The 14,894-nt window shown below is 68.9% G+C and carries 20 protein-coding genes; 9 read left to right on the forward strand and 11 right to left on the reverse strand.

Annotated elements, in window-relative coordinates; translation table 11 throughout:
* Positions 1-87: 87 nt before the first annotated feature.
* Entirely contained in the window at positions 88-630 is a 543-nt protein-coding gene (locus ACIGFK_RS06045; RefSeq protein WP_376657528.1) for a TetR/AcrR family transcriptional regulator, read from the forward strand.
* Positions 631-674: 44 nt separating this feature from the next.
* Here ACIGFK_RS06045 and ACIGFK_RS06050 read toward each other — a convergent pair whose 3' ends face one another.
* Positions 675-1,763 carry a hypothetical protein gene (locus ACIGFK_RS06050; RefSeq protein ID WP_400050719.1) on the reverse strand — a complete coding sequence of 363 codons (1,089 nt, stop codon included), beginning with the start codon at positions 1,761-1,763 and terminating at the stop codon, positions 675-677.
* A 410-nt stretch (positions 1,764-2,173) separates the two neighbouring features.
* On the opposite strand from ACIGFK_RS06050, the gene ACIGFK_RS06055 reads away from it, so the two are divergent.
* From ACIGFK_RS06055 to ACIGFK_RS06065, 3 genes are all read left to right on the forward strand, one after another.
* Positions 2,174-2,455 (forward strand): hypothetical protein, encoded by a 282-nt coding sequence (locus ACIGFK_RS06055; protein WP_376657526.1) that lies wholly within the window; start codon positions 2,174-2,176, stop codon positions 2,453-2,455.
* Positions 2,456-2,677: 222 nt separating this feature from the next.
* Complete coding sequence (locus ACIGFK_RS06060; RefSeq protein WP_400050722.1) at positions 2,678-3,391, forward strand: HdeD family acid-resistance protein; 714 nt, start codon at positions 2,678-2,680, stop codon at positions 3,389-3,391.
* Between the two features lie 85 nt (positions 3,392-3,476).
* Positions 3,477-4,364: a S41 family peptidase gene (locus ACIGFK_RS06065; RefSeq protein WP_376657524.1), complete on the forward strand. Its 888-nt coding sequence runs from the start codon at positions 3,477-3,479 to the stop codon at positions 4,362-4,364.
* Here ACIGFK_RS06065 and ACIGFK_RS06070 read toward each other — a convergent pair.
* On the reverse strand, positions 4,361-4,972 hold the full coding sequence (locus ACIGFK_RS06070; protein WP_400050724.1) for an NIPSNAP family protein: 612 nt from the start codon (positions 4,970-4,972) through the stop codon (positions 4,361-4,363). The genes ACIGFK_RS06065 and ACIGFK_RS06070 overlap by 4 nt on opposite strands.
* Positions 4,973-5,022: 50 nt before the next feature.
* On the opposite strand from ACIGFK_RS06070, the gene ACIGFK_RS06075 reads away from it, so the two are divergent.
* Positions 5,023-5,235, forward strand: coding sequence for a hypothetical protein (locus tag ACIGFK_RS06075; protein WP_376657522.1), 213 nt, complete (start codon positions 5,023-5,025; stop codon positions 5,233-5,235).
* Positions 5,232-5,687 carry a peptidase inhibitor family I36 protein gene (locus tag ACIGFK_RS06080; protein WP_400050727.1) on the forward strand — a complete coding sequence of 152 codons (456 nt, stop codon included), beginning with the start codon at positions 5,232-5,234 and terminating at the stop codon, positions 5,685-5,687. The genes ACIGFK_RS06075 and ACIGFK_RS06080 overlap by 4 nt, the downstream gene beginning before the upstream one ends.
* 153 nt (positions 5,688-5,840) lie before the next feature.
* On the opposite strand, the gene ACIGFK_RS06085 is transcribed toward ACIGFK_RS06080, so the two are convergent.
* Positions 5,841-6,152 (reverse strand): hypothetical protein, encoded by a 312-nt coding sequence (locus ACIGFK_RS06085; protein ID WP_376657520.1) that lies wholly within the window; start codon positions 6,150-6,152, stop codon positions 5,841-5,843.
* A 53-nt stretch (positions 6,153-6,205) separates the two neighbouring features.
* On the reverse strand, positions 6,206-6,709 hold the full coding sequence (locus ACIGFK_RS06090; protein ID WP_386469465.1) for an ATP-binding protein: 504 nt from the start codon (positions 6,707-6,709) through the stop codon (positions 6,206-6,208).
* A 263-nt stretch (positions 6,710-6,972) separates the two neighbouring features.
* On the opposite strand from ACIGFK_RS06090, the gene ACIGFK_RS06095 reads away from it, so the two are divergent.
* On the forward strand, positions 6,973-7,824 hold the full coding sequence (locus ACIGFK_RS06095; RefSeq protein ID WP_376657518.1) for a helix-turn-helix domain-containing protein: 852 nt from the start codon (positions 6,973-6,975) through the stop codon (positions 7,822-7,824).
* 10 nt (positions 7,825-7,834) lie between these two features.
* Positions 7,835-8,032: a hypothetical protein gene (locus ACIGFK_RS06100; RefSeq protein WP_376657517.1), complete on the forward strand. Its 198-nt coding sequence runs from the start codon at positions 7,835-7,837 to the stop codon at positions 8,030-8,032.
* A gap of 16 nt (positions 8,033-8,048) precedes the next feature.
* Here ACIGFK_RS06100 and ACIGFK_RS06105 read toward each other — a convergent pair whose 3' ends face one another.
* Entirely contained in the window at positions 8,049-8,450 is a 402-nt protein-coding gene (locus tag ACIGFK_RS06105; protein ID WP_400050730.1) for a DUF3224 domain-containing protein, read from the reverse strand.
* A gap of 116 nt (positions 8,451-8,566) precedes the next feature.
* Here ACIGFK_RS06105 and ACIGFK_RS06110 point away from each other — a divergent pair, with 116 nt between their 5' ends.
* Positions 8,567-11,014, forward strand: coding sequence for a hypothetical protein (locus tag ACIGFK_RS06110; protein WP_400050731.1), 2,448 nt, complete (start codon positions 8,567-8,569; stop codon positions 11,012-11,014).
* A gap of 90 nt (positions 11,015-11,104) precedes the next feature.
* Here ACIGFK_RS06110 and ACIGFK_RS06115 read toward each other — a convergent pair whose 3' ends face one another.
* The 6 genes from ACIGFK_RS06115 to ACIGFK_RS06140 all read right to left on the reverse strand — a co-directional run bounded on the left by ACIGFK_RS06115 (position 11,105) and on the right by ACIGFK_RS06140 (position 14,890).
* Positions 11,105-11,743: an OmpA family protein gene (locus ACIGFK_RS06115; RefSeq protein ID WP_400050732.1), complete on the reverse strand. Its 639-nt coding sequence runs from the start codon at positions 11,741-11,743 to the stop codon at positions 11,105-11,107.
* 4 nt (positions 11,744-11,747) lie between these two features.
* Positions 11,748-12,107: a hypothetical protein gene (locus ACIGFK_RS06120; RefSeq protein ID WP_400050734.1), complete on the reverse strand. Its 360-nt coding sequence runs from the start codon at positions 12,105-12,107 to the stop codon at positions 11,748-11,750.
* 259 nt (positions 12,108-12,366) lie between these two features.
* Positions 12,367-13,002, reverse strand: a complete 636-nt coding sequence (locus ACIGFK_RS06125; RefSeq protein ID WP_400050735.1) for a pilus assembly protein TadG-related protein — start codon at positions 13,000-13,002, stop codon at positions 12,367-12,369.
* Positions 12,999-13,199, reverse strand: coding sequence for a hypothetical protein (locus tag ACIGFK_RS06130; protein ID WP_400050737.1), 201 nt, complete (start codon positions 13,197-13,199; stop codon positions 12,999-13,001). Before ACIGFK_RS06130 ends, ACIGFK_RS06125 begins: the two co-directional genes overlap by 4 nt.
* A gap of 110 nt (positions 13,200-13,309) precedes the next feature.
* The gene (locus ACIGFK_RS06135) at positions 13,310-13,996 is read right to left on the reverse strand and encodes a response regulator (RefSeq protein WP_400050739.1); all 687 of its coding nucleotides are present in this window, start codon (positions 13,994-13,996) and stop codon (positions 13,310-13,312) included.
* A gap of 3 nt (positions 13,997-13,999) precedes the next feature.
* Positions 14,000-14,890 (reverse strand): DUF5936 domain-containing protein, encoded by an 891-nt coding sequence (locus tag ACIGFK_RS06140; RefSeq protein WP_386469523.1) that lies wholly within the window; start codon positions 14,888-14,890, stop codon positions 14,000-14,002.
* Positions 14,891-14,894 lie beyond the last annotated feature (4 nt).

Raw genomic sequence — 14,894 nt, forward strand, 5'->3', positions numbered from 1 at the left:
ACAGCGGGAACGACAGGAGAACGCTCGTTCTCACACCTTAGAGAACGAGCGTTCTCCCCGCAAGGGAATCTGGACTACCCTGCCGGTATGGACGACGAAGAGGCCCGCACCCGACTGCTGGACGCGGCGGAGGAGCTGTTCTATGCGGAGGGCGTCCAGGCCGTCGGCATGGACCGCATCCGCGCCGGGTCGGGCGTCCCCCTCAAGCGGCTCTACCGGATCTTCCCGGCGAAGGAAGCGCTGGTCACGGCCTACCTGGAGCGGCGCGACCGGCGCTGGACGAGCAGTCTGCGCGAGGCCGTCACCGGGTCCCCGGAGCCGGTGCCCGCCGTCTTCGACTGGCTGGCGGAATGGTTCTGCGAGCCGGACTTCCGGGGCTGCGCGTTCCTGAACGCCTACGGGGAGCTGGGCACCGGCCCGGCCGCGGTGCTGGACGTAGTACGCCGCCACAAGGCGGAACTCCGTTCCCTGCTCGGCGAGTTGGCCGGGCCGGAGCGGCCGGGGCTCGCGGACCAGCTGCTGATCCTGGTCGAGGGCGCCACGGTGGTGGCGGCCCTGGACCCCGGCCCGGAGCCGGCCCGCCGGGCGCGGGAGGCCGCGGAGCGGCTCGTCGCGGCGGCTGGCGGCTGAACCGGGGGCGGGGCCGGGGCCGGCTCCGGGTCGGGGCCGGGGGTCTACTTCTTGTGGCCGTGCTGCACGTCCAGGCAGAGCGCCCAGACGTCGGAGTAGCTGCCCTGGGAGGGCGAACCGCCGCTGTGGGTGGACGCCGTCCAGTACGACGGGTTGGAGCTGCCGTCGGCGAACGGGGTGCCGGCCGCGTCGCTCGGGAAGCTGCCGTTGAGGTGGGGGCCGCCCGAGGTCGCCTTGCCGAAGTCGGTCGTGGTCACGTTGCCGCCGCTGATCGCCGCGCCGCCGCTGACCAGCTGCCCGTCCGCGCGGGAGCAGCCGGTCGTCGCCGTCGTCCCCGTGGAGGCCGTGTTCGGGCCGTCGACCTCCGTGAAGCGGACCGTCGTGGCCACGTGCTTGAGGTCGATGCCGTCCGCGCTGCAGATCGCGTAGGCGTAGGTGTAGTTGGCGCCGTTGGCGCCGGAGTCCCAGCCGACGGCCGACCAGGAGTCGGGGTTGGTCTCGCCGTCCGCCGCGGCCTTCGCGCCGAAGCCGTGGGCGGAGTTGTTGAAGGTGGGGAAGCTCGCGATCGTCTTGAGGCTGCCCGTGGTGCCCGGGGTCGTACGGGCGCCGCCACCCAGGAGGCGGGTGTTGGCCGGGCAGGTCGCGGTCACGAGGCCCGCGGTCGCCCCGGCGGTGGGTGTGTTCGCCTTGTTCATGACGACCTGGGTGTGGTCGATCAGGCTGCTGGTGAAGCACATCGCGTAAGGCGTGGTGGAGAAGGAGGCGTTGACCTGGCCGCCGCTTCCCCCGATGCCGAGCCAGTGCGTCACGTCGGTGCCGACGACGCCGGTGGAGCCGGTGTATGCGGTGGTGCCGTCGGAGCTGGGCGAGGTGCCGTTGACGTGGTTGCCGTTCACGCTCGCGCCGGTGCCGATGGCCTGGTCGAGGCCAACGCCCGAGATCAGGCCACTGGAACAGTCGGCATGGGTCGATATCTCGGAGTCGGCAGAGCCGGGTCCGGTGGTGGCCCCGGGGGTCTTCACGGTCACGCCCACGGTGTTGGCGTAGGCGGTCGCCGGCACTGCCAGGGCCAGTACGGCACCCAGTGCGAGCGTCCTGCCGGTGGCGAAGCGGCGCAGAAGTCCTGTGTTCATGTGGATCTCCCCATCCGATGAGCGAAAGGCGATGGGCGGCAGTGGTGACCGGGCGTTCCGGAGGCTGGGGCGCGGGCGTCGTCGGTGCGGAATTGCCACGGCATCACAACGGCTGGCCGCCCTGCGGATGTACGCCGCTCGGGGGCGGGCCAGGGATTCGGACCGGCCATCTCGCCACCCTGTCCGGAATGGCGCATGCGGACTCTAGCAGCCCTTTGATGCCGCATCCACTATGAAGATTTGCCCTTTCTGATTGCAGATGCCGGGCTTAATGATCGGCCGCCCCGACAAGTGGTGCGTTCCGGCGGTCGGAGTACGGAGGGGTGTCACGCTCCGCCGGCGCCCTGGCGCGGTCGTAGCGTCGCAGGCGGACCCCCCTCACCACTCCGCTCAGGAATCGAGGAACCGAGATGGCAGTTCTGGTCTACAACCGGAGCGCGGAATGGACCCAGGAGCTCTACCAGGCCATGAACGACCGGGTGCTTCCGGATCCCGGGAACCCGCCGGCCGGGCTCCTCGTCCATACCGCGTCGGCGGACGAGCGGGGCGGCTGGATGGTCGTCGACGTATGGGAGTCGAAGGCCGACTACGAGCGCTTCCTCGAGGACAGGATCCTGCCGGCCGCGCGGGAACTGGGGGCGCCGCCGTTCGACACGCACATCAGCGAGATCTTCTACCACCTGATCCCCTAGCCGGGGGCGGCCCGGCCGCAGCACCCGGGCCACCCATCAACTCATAGGTTCTGCTCAGGACTTGGCCGCTGCTTCCTCTTTCTCGCCGGTATCGCACCTTCGGGAAGGGGTTCTCCGATGCGGGGGAGATGGCCGGTCGCCGTCATGGCGGTCCGTGCGGTGACGGCGGGAGCACCGCCGCACACGCGGACGGACCGGCAAGAGATATCAAATCGATCTAAAATGGACGGGAAGGGTAGACAAGGCCCGTCCGGCGCCTTCGAGGTGCCCACGCGGGCCGTTCTGCTGGCCCAGGAGGCGGTGATGGCCGTATCCCCCGACTCGGGATCGCAGTACACCCACAGCGATCCCGAGGACACCCTCAAGCAGATCGGAAGCTCGTGGCACTGGGCGCTCGGCCTTGCCCTCGCGACCCTGATCCCCGGCATCCTGATCCTCGTCTGGCCCGACGAGACCCTGCACATCCTGGCCGTGATCATCGGCCTGCAGCTCCTGGTCGTGGGCGGCTTCCGCTTCGTCGGAGCCTTCACGCACAGCCGCGACGGCGGCGGCAGCAGGCTGGCGGCCGTCCTGATCGCCATGCTGGCGATCCTGGCCGGCGTCCTGGTGCTGCGGCACCCGATGCAGACGATCGGCGCACTGTCCCTGATCGTGGGCATCTTCTGGCTGCTGACCGGAGTGCTCACGACGTACGTCGCGATCGCCGACCGCTCGCTCGTGCACCGCGGCATGACCATCGGCCTGGGCATCCTCGGCGTCGTCGCCGGCATCGTCGTGCTCTGCTTCCCGGTGGACTCGGCGGTGGCCCTGACCCGGCTGCTGGGCCTGTGGCTGGTCCTGCTGGGCGTGTTCGAGGTCGTGATGGCCTTCGCCCTGCGTTCCGCCACCCGCCACGTCCTGCGCCATCCGCCGCGCCCGGCCATGCCTCCGGACTGAACACGGAAGGCCGTCGGGAAGACCGTCGGCGCGCGGGGGAAAACCACTCGTCACCGGAGGTGATGGCGCCCTAGCATGATCGGCCATGCCTACCAACGAACACATAGTCGAGCAGGCCCTGGCCCGGATCACCGCGGGCTACGTCTTCCCCGACAAGACCGCGGCAATCGACGAGGCGATCCGGACCCGGATCGCCTCGGGCGCGTACGAGGGCCTGGACGACCGGGAGCTGTGCGAAGCGGTGACGGCGCACCTCCAGGAAGTCTGCCCGGACAAGCACCTGCGGCTGCTGTGGACGGAGGAGCCGCAGTCGCTGGAGCCGGTCGACGACGACGGGGGCGAGGCCGCCTTCCTGTCCCTGCTCCGCGCGGAGAACCAGGGGATCCGCCGCGTGGAGCGCCTCGACGGGAACATCGGGCTCATCGAGCTCCGCCGCATCGCGACCGCCATCGAGGGCGCGAGCGCGATCGGCGCGGCCATGCAGCTGGTCGCGGGCACCTCCGCGCTCATCCTGGACCTGCGGGCGTGCCTCGGCGGGTCGCCGGAGGGGGCGGCGCTGTGGAACAGCCACTTCTTCCCCGACGGAGACGTGCACCTGCACGACATCTACGAACGGGCCACCGACTCGACCCGCCAGTTCTGGACCTCCGCCCACCTGCCCGGGCCGCGCTACGCGGACGGCCGGCCGGTCTACGTGCTGACGAGCGGGATCACGTTCTCCGGCGGCGAGGACGTGGCGTACACCCTGCAGACGCACGGCCGGGCCGTGGTCGTCGGCGCGACCACCCGGGGCGGCGCCCACCCGACGGCCCGCCACCCCGTCGCCGAGCACGTCCTCGTGACGGTGCCGGCAGCACGGAGCATCAGCGCGGTGACGGGCACCAACTGGGAGGGCGTGGGCGTCGTCCCCGACGTACAGGTCCCGGCGGACGAGGCCCTGGCCGCAGCCCTCAAGGCGGTCCTGGAGCGTTAGGACCGCCCTCCCCATACGGGTCCCAGCCGGAGCTGCCGCGGAGCCGACTCCAGGTGGGCCGAGAGGTCCGGCAGCACCGGCGCCTCCCCCGCCGTGAACCAGAGCAGGACGTCCTCACCGGTCCGGACCGGCAGCGCGGGGAAGGTGTTCTCGGCGTGCTCGGAGCGGTGCACGGCGAGCGGCGGGGTCCCGGCGGCGGTCAGCGCGGGGCGCAGGTGGCGCTCGAAGTGGCCGGCGAAGGCCGCGGGGTCCCGGGGGTGGCAGATGGTCACGGCCGTCGGCCCCGCGGCCCGTGGGGCGGCGAACCCCGGCCCCCGCAGCAGCAGGACGTCGTCCGAGTCCAGCATGGTCGCGTTGGCCCGCACCCGGTGCGCCTGCCAGACGGGCCCGCCGTAGAAGGCGTGCAGCGCCCGCTCCCGCTCCGCCATGTCGGGGAAGCTGCGCAGCCACACGAACCGGTCGGGGTCGTCCAGGTCCCGGAACCGGCCGCCGACGGCGATGCCGGCCGCGTCCTGCCCGGTGACGAACTCCCTCTCGAAGAGGTCGATCAGGGTGTCACGGGCGCCCGGGTGGAGGGTGTACTGCCGGAGTTCGACGATGAGGCTCATGGCGGGAGGCTAGGCCGGGTCCACTGACACCTCCTGTCAGTGGACCCGTCGTGTTCCCGATCAGCGCGTTCGTCCGCGGAATCCCTGCGTCCCTGGAATTCCGCTGGAGCCGCCACGGAATCCGGCCCCAATGGGCCCTGATTGGCCATTGGACCGAGGTGGACCGCGCTGGATCCTTTTTCGCGCCCCTGCTCTACTTCATTTCCGCCGCCGGGGAATTCTCCGAGCGGACCACGGAAATGGAAACGGGGAAATACCAGTGAAGCGTGCACTCCTGGGCGGCCTGGCCGCTCTCACCCTCGCCGTGTCCGGTCTCGTCGCGACGGGCGGCGGCGCCACGGCCGCGACCGCGCCCGCGCCCGCCGCGGAAGGCAAGATCACTCCGATCGCCGGCGAGCCGGGCCTCTACCGCATCACCGGATCCGACGTCGGGATCCTGGCCTGGAACAACTGCCAGGACGGCCAGACCTGCTTCTTCCAGAACTCCAACGGCGAGGGCATCCTCTGGGTGGTCCCCTCCTGCTGGAAGAACAAGGTCCCGTCGGCCTTCGACAACCGCGCCAGCTCCGTGTGGAACCGCGGCGGCGGCCCGGTGGCCGTCTACTACAACACCGACTGGACCGGTTACCTGACGACCTACGGGCGCTGGTGGCAGGGCAACATCGCCCTCGAGCACAACGACCGCATCAGCTCCGTCGACGTCCTGTGCCAGTAACGAATTCCGGCCGGCCAAGGCCAATTCTCGGAATTCGGAAATGAGCCCGCCGGAATGACCGACCGGCGATAACCAGACACCGGATCCCGAATGCACCGAGGCCGCCCGCATCACGCGGGCGGCCTCTTCGCATGCACGCGGCGGGCGTACGCGCTAGCCGAACATCACGCTGTGCGGGATGCGCCCGGCGAACTCGCGCGCCTCGCCGGGGGCCATCCTGGCCAGCGGCTCCTCGCAGCCGCGGTCGGAGTAGAGGACGGCCGTCGCGTTGGTGCCGTTGAGCGCGCTGGTCGCGCCCTGGAGGAGGAGCCGGCACTCCCCGTTGGCCGGGGAGATGATGTCGAGGTCCCCGGACTCGGGCGAGATGTAGCCGAACGTACCGGTGGCTGCGCCTGCGGCCGCGGGCAGGGTGACGACGAGGGCGGCGGTGGTGAGAGCGGCGGCGATGCAGTGACGGAGGCGCATCGCACCAGGGTGGCGCACCGCCACGCCGCGTTGACCGGAGAAACGATCTTCCGTCACCCGTTCGGCGGCCGATACGGCCGATTCGGCAACGTGGCCCAGGTACGGGTCCCCCCGCCGGGCTCCCGTGAGGGGCCGAGCCCCCAGTCGCCGCCGTGGTCGCGCACGAGCGCCGAGAACACCCGGAGGGTGGAGCGGCGGCGGGCCTCGCAGAGCGCGGCGAGGCGGGGGTGGGCGTGCGCGGGGTGCCCGTCGTAGACGATGACGCGGAGGGCGTCGTCGCGGTAGCGGACGGAGAGGTACAGCTCCCCGTACGGGTCCATCCGCCAGGCGGAGCCGAGGAGTTCGGACGCGGCCTGCACGGCGGTCGGTTCGAGGGGCTCGAGCGCGTACGCCCGCAGCGCGGCCCGCACGGCCTGCCGGGCGATGCCCGCGGAGCGGGGGGAGGCGGGCAGGGTCATGCTGCACGAGAGCTCCGCCGCATCGGGAACGGGCCCGGAGTCGGGGGCGCCGGGGCAGGCGGAGGGGGAGGTGTACGGCTGCGGGTACGGGGTGAGCATCTTCGGCTCCCAAGTCGTCAGTTTCCAAGGACGGATTGGCTTCGGAAGCTCGACGCGCACGAGGGCTCACGTGTGTCCGTACGCAGGCGGCAACGCGGCGACCGTGGCTCGTCCCCCGGGCATGCGTGGGGATGCGCTTCAACTCGCCGTACGTGAGCGGTGCGTCACCCACTGTAGGACAGGAAGGGGTTCTAGTGTCACTACATCTGGGCAATTGCCTCCCCAATGGACCGTCAGTGTCTCCGCGCGGCACACTGGCCCGCATGCCAACCAGAGCGACGCCCACCGTTCGGCAACAGCGCCTCGGTGCCGAGCTGCGCAAGATGCGGACGGCCGCAAACGCGACGACCGACCACGCCGGTCGCCTGCTGGGCCTGGACCGGACGAAGGTCTCCAACATGGAGGCGGGCACCCGGGCCACCTCACCCGAACGCGTACGCCTGCTGGCCGGCAACTACGCCTGCACTGACGAGCGTTACATCGACGCCCTTGCAGAGATGGCCGGCCACCGGACACGCGGCTGGTGGGAGCAGTACCGGGGTTCACTGCCGCAGGGGTTGCTCGACGTGGCGGAACTGGAGTGGCACGCCACCCGCCTGCGGACGGTGCAGACGGTGCACCTGCCCGGACTCCTGCACCTGAGCGGGTACGCCCGAGCCGTGTTCAGCTCGGCCATCCCGGCTCTGCCCACGTCGGAGGTGGAGCTACGGCTCGCCCACCGCATGCAGCGGCAGCGGATCCTCGAACGGGACGCCCCGGTGCCGTACACGGGGTACGTCCACGAACTGGCCCTGCGCATGCAGTTCGGCGGCCGCCGCGCGACGCGCGAGCAGTTGGAGCACTTGTGCGTCATGTCGGAGCGGGACCACATCACCTTGCGCGTCCTGCCCGTTGCGGTCGGGGAGTTCCCCGGAGCGGGCCACGCCGTGATGTACGCGCATGGACAGGTACCGCAACTGGACACCGTCCAGCTGGACTCGGCCCACGGCCCGGAGTTCAGTCATGATCCCGACCAACTAGCCAAGTACAACGCTCACATGAACTGGATGGACGAGCATACGCTCGACACGCAGGCCTCCAGAGACCTCATCCACACCATCGCCCGCGAACTCTGAGGAGTCACGCATGCCGGACGTCGCATGGGAAGAGCCGTACTGCGCGGAGGGCAACAACTGCTACCGGATCGGGGTCGACGGAGACGGCAACAGCTACATCGCCCTCGCCGGCCAGGAGGACACGTACCTCACCGACACCAAGGACGCCCTCCGCCAACTGATCCGCGACATCAAGGCCGGCAAGGCCGACCACCTGCTGGCCGACTGACTCGGACCGCCACGGCTCAGCCCAGCGCGTACTCGAACACATAGCTGTGGCTGCCGTCCTCGGCAACGGCTATCTCCAGCCCACCCGTGATCCCCGCGAGGTCACCGGAGCCCGTTCCCCGGACCACGCGGATCGCGAGCCGCTCGCCCCGACTGCCGGGCGCGCTGTGCTGGAGGACGAAGGAGCCCTTGCGGCCGTCGAGCGCGCCCGTGAACCGCTCCACGGCGACATAGGAGGCCGGGCCGCCCTCGGTGTCCGTCACCGACAGCATGTGCACGGTGCTGGTGCCGACCAGGCCGCCCTGAAAGGCCTTGGTGATCCGCACCCGTCCGAGCGCGGCGCCAGGGCCGGCCTCGTCGAGTACTTCCGGCTCGAATGACGTGAGGTCGAACGTTCCGTCGGTCTTCGTGCTGCTCACTGGGCACCTCCGTACAGGTACTCACCTGGGGACCTCACCAGCCTGGCACACGGCACTGACAAGTCAGCTGGCCTCTCCGGCCCAGGCAGCCGACGGGTGAGGGCGCGCGGCTCCGGGTGGGGCTCCCCTCCGGCGCCTTGTTAGGATCCGCTCACTTCGCGCATGCGGCAGCGATCCCTGCGGGTCCCCCTTGCGCTCGAACAAGGGGTGGGGACCTCATGAAGCGATCACGTGTGCTCAGCGTCGCTGCGCTCACCCTGGTCCTGGCCATCGGCTCTCCGGGTGCCACGTCGGCCACGACCACTGCCGCGCCGGGGGGTGAGGCCACCCTCGCCGCCGTACCGAGCATTGCGCCTCCGGAGCGCTACCTCGTTGCGGCCGGCACCGGGCTGCAGATGCAGCCGAAGGTGAACGAGAACATCTACTGGCGAAGCCTCAAGGACGGCAGGGAGGTCCGCGAATCACGGTGTGACGGCAACCTGCGGGGGTGGACCTACCCTCTCGGTGACTCGGTGGCCTGTTCGGACTTCAACGGGCCCGGCAGCCAGGAAGCCCTGGTCATCCACGACTTCGCGACCGGCGCGATCGAGGCGCTTCCCGCGCAGACCAACAGGACGTGGGTAGCCGCTTTCTCCGCCACCCAGGCACTGGCCACGGAGAAGCGCGCGGACGGAACTCTCGCTCTGCACTTGATGGGCCGCGCGAACGAGCCGCGCAAGGACACCCTCGTCGCGACGCCCGAGCAGATCACCGGACCGCTCAGGGTGAAGGCCGTTGACGCACTCGGCGCCCTGGTCGAGTACACGACCCCGGCAGGCCGGCGGGTCGGCCTGGTCGACTTCACCACGGCGGCGATGCGCACCATCCCCCTGCCGTCCGGCGTCGGCAGTGCGGATGATCTCCTTTCCGTCGGCCTCGGTGAGAAGTGGATCGTCCTCGCCCCGTACGGCAGCAGCAAGGTGACGCTGACGGCCAGAACGGGCACCGCCCAGACCCGAACCGTCACCGCCCCCGGAGCTCTGCACCAGGTTCACCAGATGGGCGACTGGCTGTTCCTCGCCGAGGGCGGCAACATGCAGCTCGTGGCAGTCCCTCTCTCCGGTGGGACGCCCCGCATCGTCCTGCCGGCCCTGGCTCGCGACCCGTTCGTGATCGGGACCAATGGCACCCTGTACGCCGTCGGCGGCCCCGACCGGTACCACTGGGGCATCCAGAGCATCACGCTGAACGCACAGGGCATCCCTGTGGCCAAGGAACTCGAATCGCTCCCGTCCCTGCCGGTCCGGCGATACCGGCCTGCGCTGACGCACGGAGAGCTGACGCTCGGCCAGACCGACCACTGGGACAACACCACTCAGCTGTACCGGACTTCGGTGTCCGGTCCGGCAGCCATCACCCAGACGCCCACCTGGAGCTGTGGTGGCTACCACGATCCGATCTGCGATCGCGTCAGGTCGTACTACTACCCCAGCCTTCCAACCGGTGACGGACGCATCGTCGGCGTGACGCCCGAATCCTGCAACGGCTGTCAGGGTGAGGTGTACGTACAGGACTCCCGCCCCGGCGGCAGTCGCCGCACCTTGCCCCTGCGTACGGCAACCGCTGCACTGAAATACCCCACCGCCAAGGCCGCATCGGGCCGGTACCTGCTGTTCTCGGCAAGCGGTGACCCCACTCGCAACGACTTCGTGGCCGATCTCGACACCGGCAAAGTCCTCGGCGACATCCCCGTGGCAATCAGCGGAGTCTCTTTGTGGGGCGCCTTGCTCTGGCAGCCCGAGGGTGACACCGGCGTGATCGCGGCGACCGATCTCCGTACGGGGCAGGTCGTCCGGCGGATCGATCTCCACACGGGCTGCCGGCCCTACGAGCTCCAGGTCGCCGGCGACTGGTTCTACGCCGCGTGCTCCCAAAAGGCGGGCTACACCTACGCGGCCTACCACGCGCCCACCGGGAAGCTGATCCCCCTTCCCTTCCAGGAGGAACGCGCCGCCGCCAAACTCGGAGACGGGTACGTCGCACGCAGGGACCGGAACGGGCTGGCGATCTACAACCTGCGCTCCGGCAGCGCCGTGCGCGAGTACGAGGACTACGAGGAAGCGAACGGGTGGACGGTCGACCGTTTCGGCGGGCGGATCGCCCGCATCGACAAGGACGACAAGGTCCGCATCATCGGCGTCACCGGCAAGAACTCCCCGCTGAGCGTCATCGACCAGGCGATCCCTCCCACTGTGACGCCCAACAGTTCCACGAGCGGGAACACCCGCTGGTGGCTGTCGAAGCCTGCCGCGTCGTGGAAGCTGACGGTGCGCAACACTGCCAACGGCATCTCCACCGTGGTGCGTAGTGGCGGAGAGACGCGAGGAGTGATCGACGTCGCCTGGGACGGCAAGGACCAGAACGGAAGGCGTCTGTTCGGCGGCGGGTACGAGTGGACCCTGACCGTTCAGCCTGCGGATGGGCACGGCCCGGCAGTGAAGTCGACCGGAACGCTGAACCTCGGCATGTTTTCGGTCTTCGTACCACGTACTGCCTCCGGCGGCTCCCCGGCACTGCTGCCATAACCCGCCCACGGCCAGGGATCGGCCTCGGCGGCCACTCGACGACCGCCGGGGCCCGGCCTGCCGCGCCTGGTCTGCGGCCCGGCCCCAGCCCTAGCCGCCTGCTCCGCGCGGGAAGGTGATCTCGACTCGGCGGTTCTTCTTGCGGCCTTCCTCGGTGCTGTTGTCGGCGATGGGGTAGTCCTCGCTGTAGCCGCGGACGTCGAAGACGACGCTGGGGTTGGTGACGGTTTTGGCGAGCTCTGCTTGAACGGCGTCGGCGCGCTGCTTGGAGAGCTCCTTGCCGTGTTCGTAGCTGCCCTGGTCGTCGGTGAAGCCGAAGACGCGGATGCGGGTGGCCTTCTGGGTGTTGATCTCCTGCCCGATGGCCTGGATGCGGGCGGCGGCCTGAGCGTTGAAGACGGCGCTGTTCTCGGGGAAGAGGACCTCGGACTGCAGCGCCATCATGACGGTCTGGTTCGTCTCCTGACGCCGCTCTTCTCCGCCGAGGTCTTCTACGACCTCGGCGATGTCAAGCACCTTGACGGGCGCGAGGGTGCCGCCTTGGGGCATCTTGAGCCCGGGGGCGTTGGAGTCGATGGGGACGGGGACGGATGCGGATGGCTCCGTGCCGGGGGGAACCGAGGGCTTTACTCCGTCGGCGTGGGCGCTTGTCGCCCCGACGAAATGTGCCCCAGCGATCACAAGACCGACGACAGCCGTGGCTGCGGCAGTGCGGTGGCTTTTTGTCATTGGGTCACCCGGAGATTTTGATGGTCGCCGTGGCGAAGGTGGGGAGCGTGAAGTCGACCTCGGCGGTGGTGGCAGGAGGTGCGGGGAACTGAGCGAAGAACGCAACGCTCTGACCGGCCTCGATGGTCGACACGCCCGTCGTGCACAGGCACCTGCCGTCAGTGTCCCGCAGGACGTAGTAGCGCTTCTTGCCTGCCTTGTCGATCAGCGTGACGCCGGCAACGGACGTACCGCTCGAGGTGAGTTCGTTACCCCGCCAGGCCGTAGTGTTCACGAACGCCGCTGCTCCCGTGTTCTTGAGCTGACCGCTCACCGTCAGGAAGCCCCCGGCTTCACGGGCTGCCGAATTGATCGTCAGAACCATGCCGCTCTCCCCGTTCGCTGTCGCGAGAGTCTGGGTTGGGGTGGGCGCTTTATCCGGAGCGTTGCTGGGTGTGCTGCCAGGCTGAGCCTGGGACGCCTGAGGCTTCGACTCGGACGTGGGCTTCTTACTGTCGTCCCCACCAACGCATCCGGACAAAGTGAGGGTCAATACCGCCGCAACCGCCACGGCCGCTCCCCCTTGGACCTTCGCCATGTGCCGCATGCTCATCTACGCCGCTTCCTCATTCCCTCGTTCGTTTTCAGGCGACCAGTCGCACGGCGAAGAGTTTCCTCGCCAACGTGCTCCAGGACTCCGGCTTCGCAGGATCGAACTTGATGACCTCGCCGCCCTTGCATTTGATCTCGACCGCGGCGGGCTTCTCCTCGCCTCCGGGGGACGGCGACGATGACGGCGACGGCGTGGGTTCGGCAACCACGGCCCTAAGATGGCAGCGCGCTTCGATGACTGCCGCGGCATTGGCCGTACCCGGCCGGCCGGCAGCTCCAGGAACGACAGAGTCGCCGACCGTTCTTGTCGTTGTCACAGCCACCTTGAATCGCGGCAGATCCGGCTCGCAATCGGCCGTCGCACCGTTCCTGGTGGCGAAGTCACGGGCTGCACCGCAGGCCCCACCTGCATACAGCAGATCACCCTCAAGGACCTTCTTCCAGTCCTCTGGCTTGAGTACGAGCAGATCAACCCCGGGCACGAGATGGTCCCGAGCATCACCAGCCGCCGCCAGTGCCGCAGCGTCCGCAGCTCCTTGTGCGTCACTGCGAACCACCGAAGCCTGCCCGACGGCAAAGAACGCCAACGCAGCGAAGAGCAGACCTGCCACCACGACGACATAGATGGGGAAGGCCTGCCCTCGGTCGCGGGATTTGCCTGCAATCACTTGCCGGCGGTGATGCTCGCAACCTGTGACTTGATCTTGTTCGTGATGTCCTGCCCGATTCCCGTGCCAACGATCGCCCCGATGATCACCACCACCACCAGGATGATCCCCAGGTACTCGAAGGCCGTCTGGCCGCGATCCCTCGCGGCCGCGCCCGCGTACCGCTTCTGCATCCTCGCCAGGGTGTTCTTCAACATGGGGGTTCCCTCCCGGGCCGATACCGCTGCTGGTTCGCGGACGGTACGGCGAGTTACCTCTCGTAACCAAGGGTCCCGGGACCCAATTACGGACCCACTGCGCACTCTGTCTATTCATGACCGGACACTCCTGGACGAGCGGTTCCCAGCCACCGGGCTATCGCCTCGCTCCGCGTTGCACTCTGGAGCTTCGCGAAGATCCGGTTGATGTGGTTCTTGACCGTCTTCTCGCTGATGAAGCAGGCGGAGGCGATCTGCTGGTTGTTCATTCCGGACGCGATCAGATCCATGACCTCCTCCTCCCGCGAACTCAGCCCGAAGACAACAGAGTTGTTCAGTCGCTCAGTAGACTGTGACACATCTCGTTGCGGATGCGAAGAGGCCCGTAGCTCGGCGAGCAACGCGCTCGCAGCCGTCGGGGTGAAGTGCGGGCGGCCCACGGACACGTCTCGAACCGCGCGCAGCAGCTCATCGGTGGTGAACTCTCCGTGTACGAGGTAGCCGCCGGCCCCCAACAGCAGGGCCTCCCGGATGATTTCGGCCACTTGGCTGTAAGTCGTCATCAGCACAGGAGCCAACTGCACCAGGTGCGGCAGCGCGGAGATTCCGTCCACGCCCGGCATGCGGACATCCAGCAGGATCACGTCCGGCGCGTGCCGGCGCGCCAGGCTCAGCGCCTCACGGCCGTCCGCGGCCTCGGCTATCACCTCGATGTCCTCAGCCTTGGACAGAATGGCCGCCAGGCCCGCCCTGATGACCGGGTCGTCGTCGGCAATCAGCACGCTCAGTCGTGCCACGGCTCAGCCACCTCCGAACAGTGCGTCGAAGTCGACGTTCGCGCCGTAGACGAAACCGCACACCAGCAGGATCAGCGTCCCCGGCAGCATGAACATGGTCACCGCAAACGTCGCCTTCGGAACGGCCTTGGCCGCGCGCCTGCGGGCGTTCTGGGCATCCGTACGCCGCATGTCCTCCGCAATGGCGATCAGCGTGTCCACGATCGGGGAACCAAGCTCCTCGCCCTGCTGGAGGGCCGTCACGAACTGCGCGACCTGTTCGCTGTCATTGCGCCGCCTCAGCTCATCGAAGGCCTGCCGACGGCTGACCCCCATGTCCATCTGCTGCAGCGTGATGCGGATTTCGTCCGCCCACGGGCCCTCGTACTTGTCCGCCACCCGGTCCAGCGCCTGCCGGAAGCCGAGCCCCGCACTGACCACCACGGCGAGTACGTCCAGGAAGTCCGGCAGCGTGCGCTCGATGTGGTCTCGGCGGATCCGGATCGCCGACCACAGGCCGACCTCCATCCAGAACAGCCCGAAGGCCACCATGAGCAAGGCAAGAACCAACTGCCCATTGATCAGCATCGAGAAGGCGCCCAGCGCCCCCAGGAAGCCGTACACTGCACGCCGCGCCGCGTAGCGGTCGATCGTCAGGCCGGCCGGGTTGCCCGCCATGTCGATCTGGCGGCGCTTGCTCGCCACCCGGTTCGGTCCCATCGCCCTCAGGACCGTCGGAGCCCAGCGGATGCCCATGCGGTCCACCAGCGATCCCACCGCCGTCGTACGGGTGGCACCCACCTCCAGGGCCAGCGCGAGGTCCGTCGGGAGCTTCACCTCGGCTCGGTAGAGGCGGATGCCATGGAAGGCTCCGAGGACGGAGAGGGCCACCGCCAGAGCCAGGATCAGTGCGATCACG

The organism is Streptomyces sp. NPDC085524, from assembly GCF_044541755.1.
In the GTDB taxonomy this organism is placed as follows: Bacteria; Actinomycetota; Actinomycetes; order Streptomycetales; family Streptomycetaceae; genus Streptomyces.

Excerpts from the sequence above, each read along its gene's own strand:
- ACIGFK_RS06045 (WP_376657528.1), top strand. The coding sequence starts at position 88 with ATGGACGACGAAGAGGCCCGCACCCGACTGCTGGACGCGGCGGAGGAG.
- ACIGFK_RS06050 (WP_400050719.1), bottom strand. The coding sequence starts at position 1,763 with ATGAACACAGGACTTCTGCGCCGCTTCGCCACCGGCAGGACGCTCGCA.
- ACIGFK_RS06055 (WP_376657526.1), top strand. The coding sequence starts at position 2,174 with ATGGCAGTTCTGGTCTACAACCGGAGCGCGGAATGGACCCAGGAGCTC.
- ACIGFK_RS06060 (WP_400050722.1), top strand. The coding sequence starts at position 2,678 with ATGGACGGGAAGGGTAGACAAGGCCCGTCCGGCGCCTTCGAGGTGCCC.
- ACIGFK_RS06065 (WP_376657524.1), top strand. The coding sequence starts at position 3,477 with ATGCCTACCAACGAACACATAGTCGAGCAGGCCCTGGCCCGGATCACC.
- ACIGFK_RS06070 (WP_400050724.1), bottom strand. The coding sequence starts at position 4,972 with ATGAGCCTCATCGTCGAACTCCGGCAGTACACCCTCCACCCGGGCGCC.
- ACIGFK_RS06085 (WP_376657520.1), bottom strand. The coding sequence starts at position 6,152 with ATGCGCCTCCGTCACTGCATCGCCGCCGCTCTCACCACCGCCGCCCTC.
- ACIGFK_RS06090 (WP_386469465.1), bottom strand. The coding sequence starts at position 6,709 with ATGCTCACCCCGTACCCGCAGCCGTACACCTCCCCCTCCGCCTGCCCC.
- ACIGFK_RS06095 (WP_376657518.1), top strand. The coding sequence starts at position 6,973 with ATGCCAACCAGAGCGACGCCCACCGTTCGGCAACAGCGCCTCGGTGCC.
- ACIGFK_RS06100 (WP_376657517.1), top strand. The coding sequence starts at position 7,835 with ATGCCGGACGTCGCATGGGAAGAGCCGTACTGCGCGGAGGGCAACAAC.
- ACIGFK_RS06115 (WP_400050732.1), bottom strand. The coding sequence starts at position 11,743 with ATGACAAAAAGCCACCGCACTGCCGCAGCCACGGCTGTCGTCGGTCTT.
- ACIGFK_RS06120 (WP_400050734.1), bottom strand. The coding sequence starts at position 12,107 with ATGGTTCTGACGATCAATTCGGCAGCCCGTGAAGCCGGGGGCTTCCTG.
- ACIGFK_RS06130 (WP_400050737.1), bottom strand. The coding sequence starts at position 13,199 with ATGTTGAAGAACACCCTGGCGAGGATGCAGAAGCGGTACGCGGGCGCG.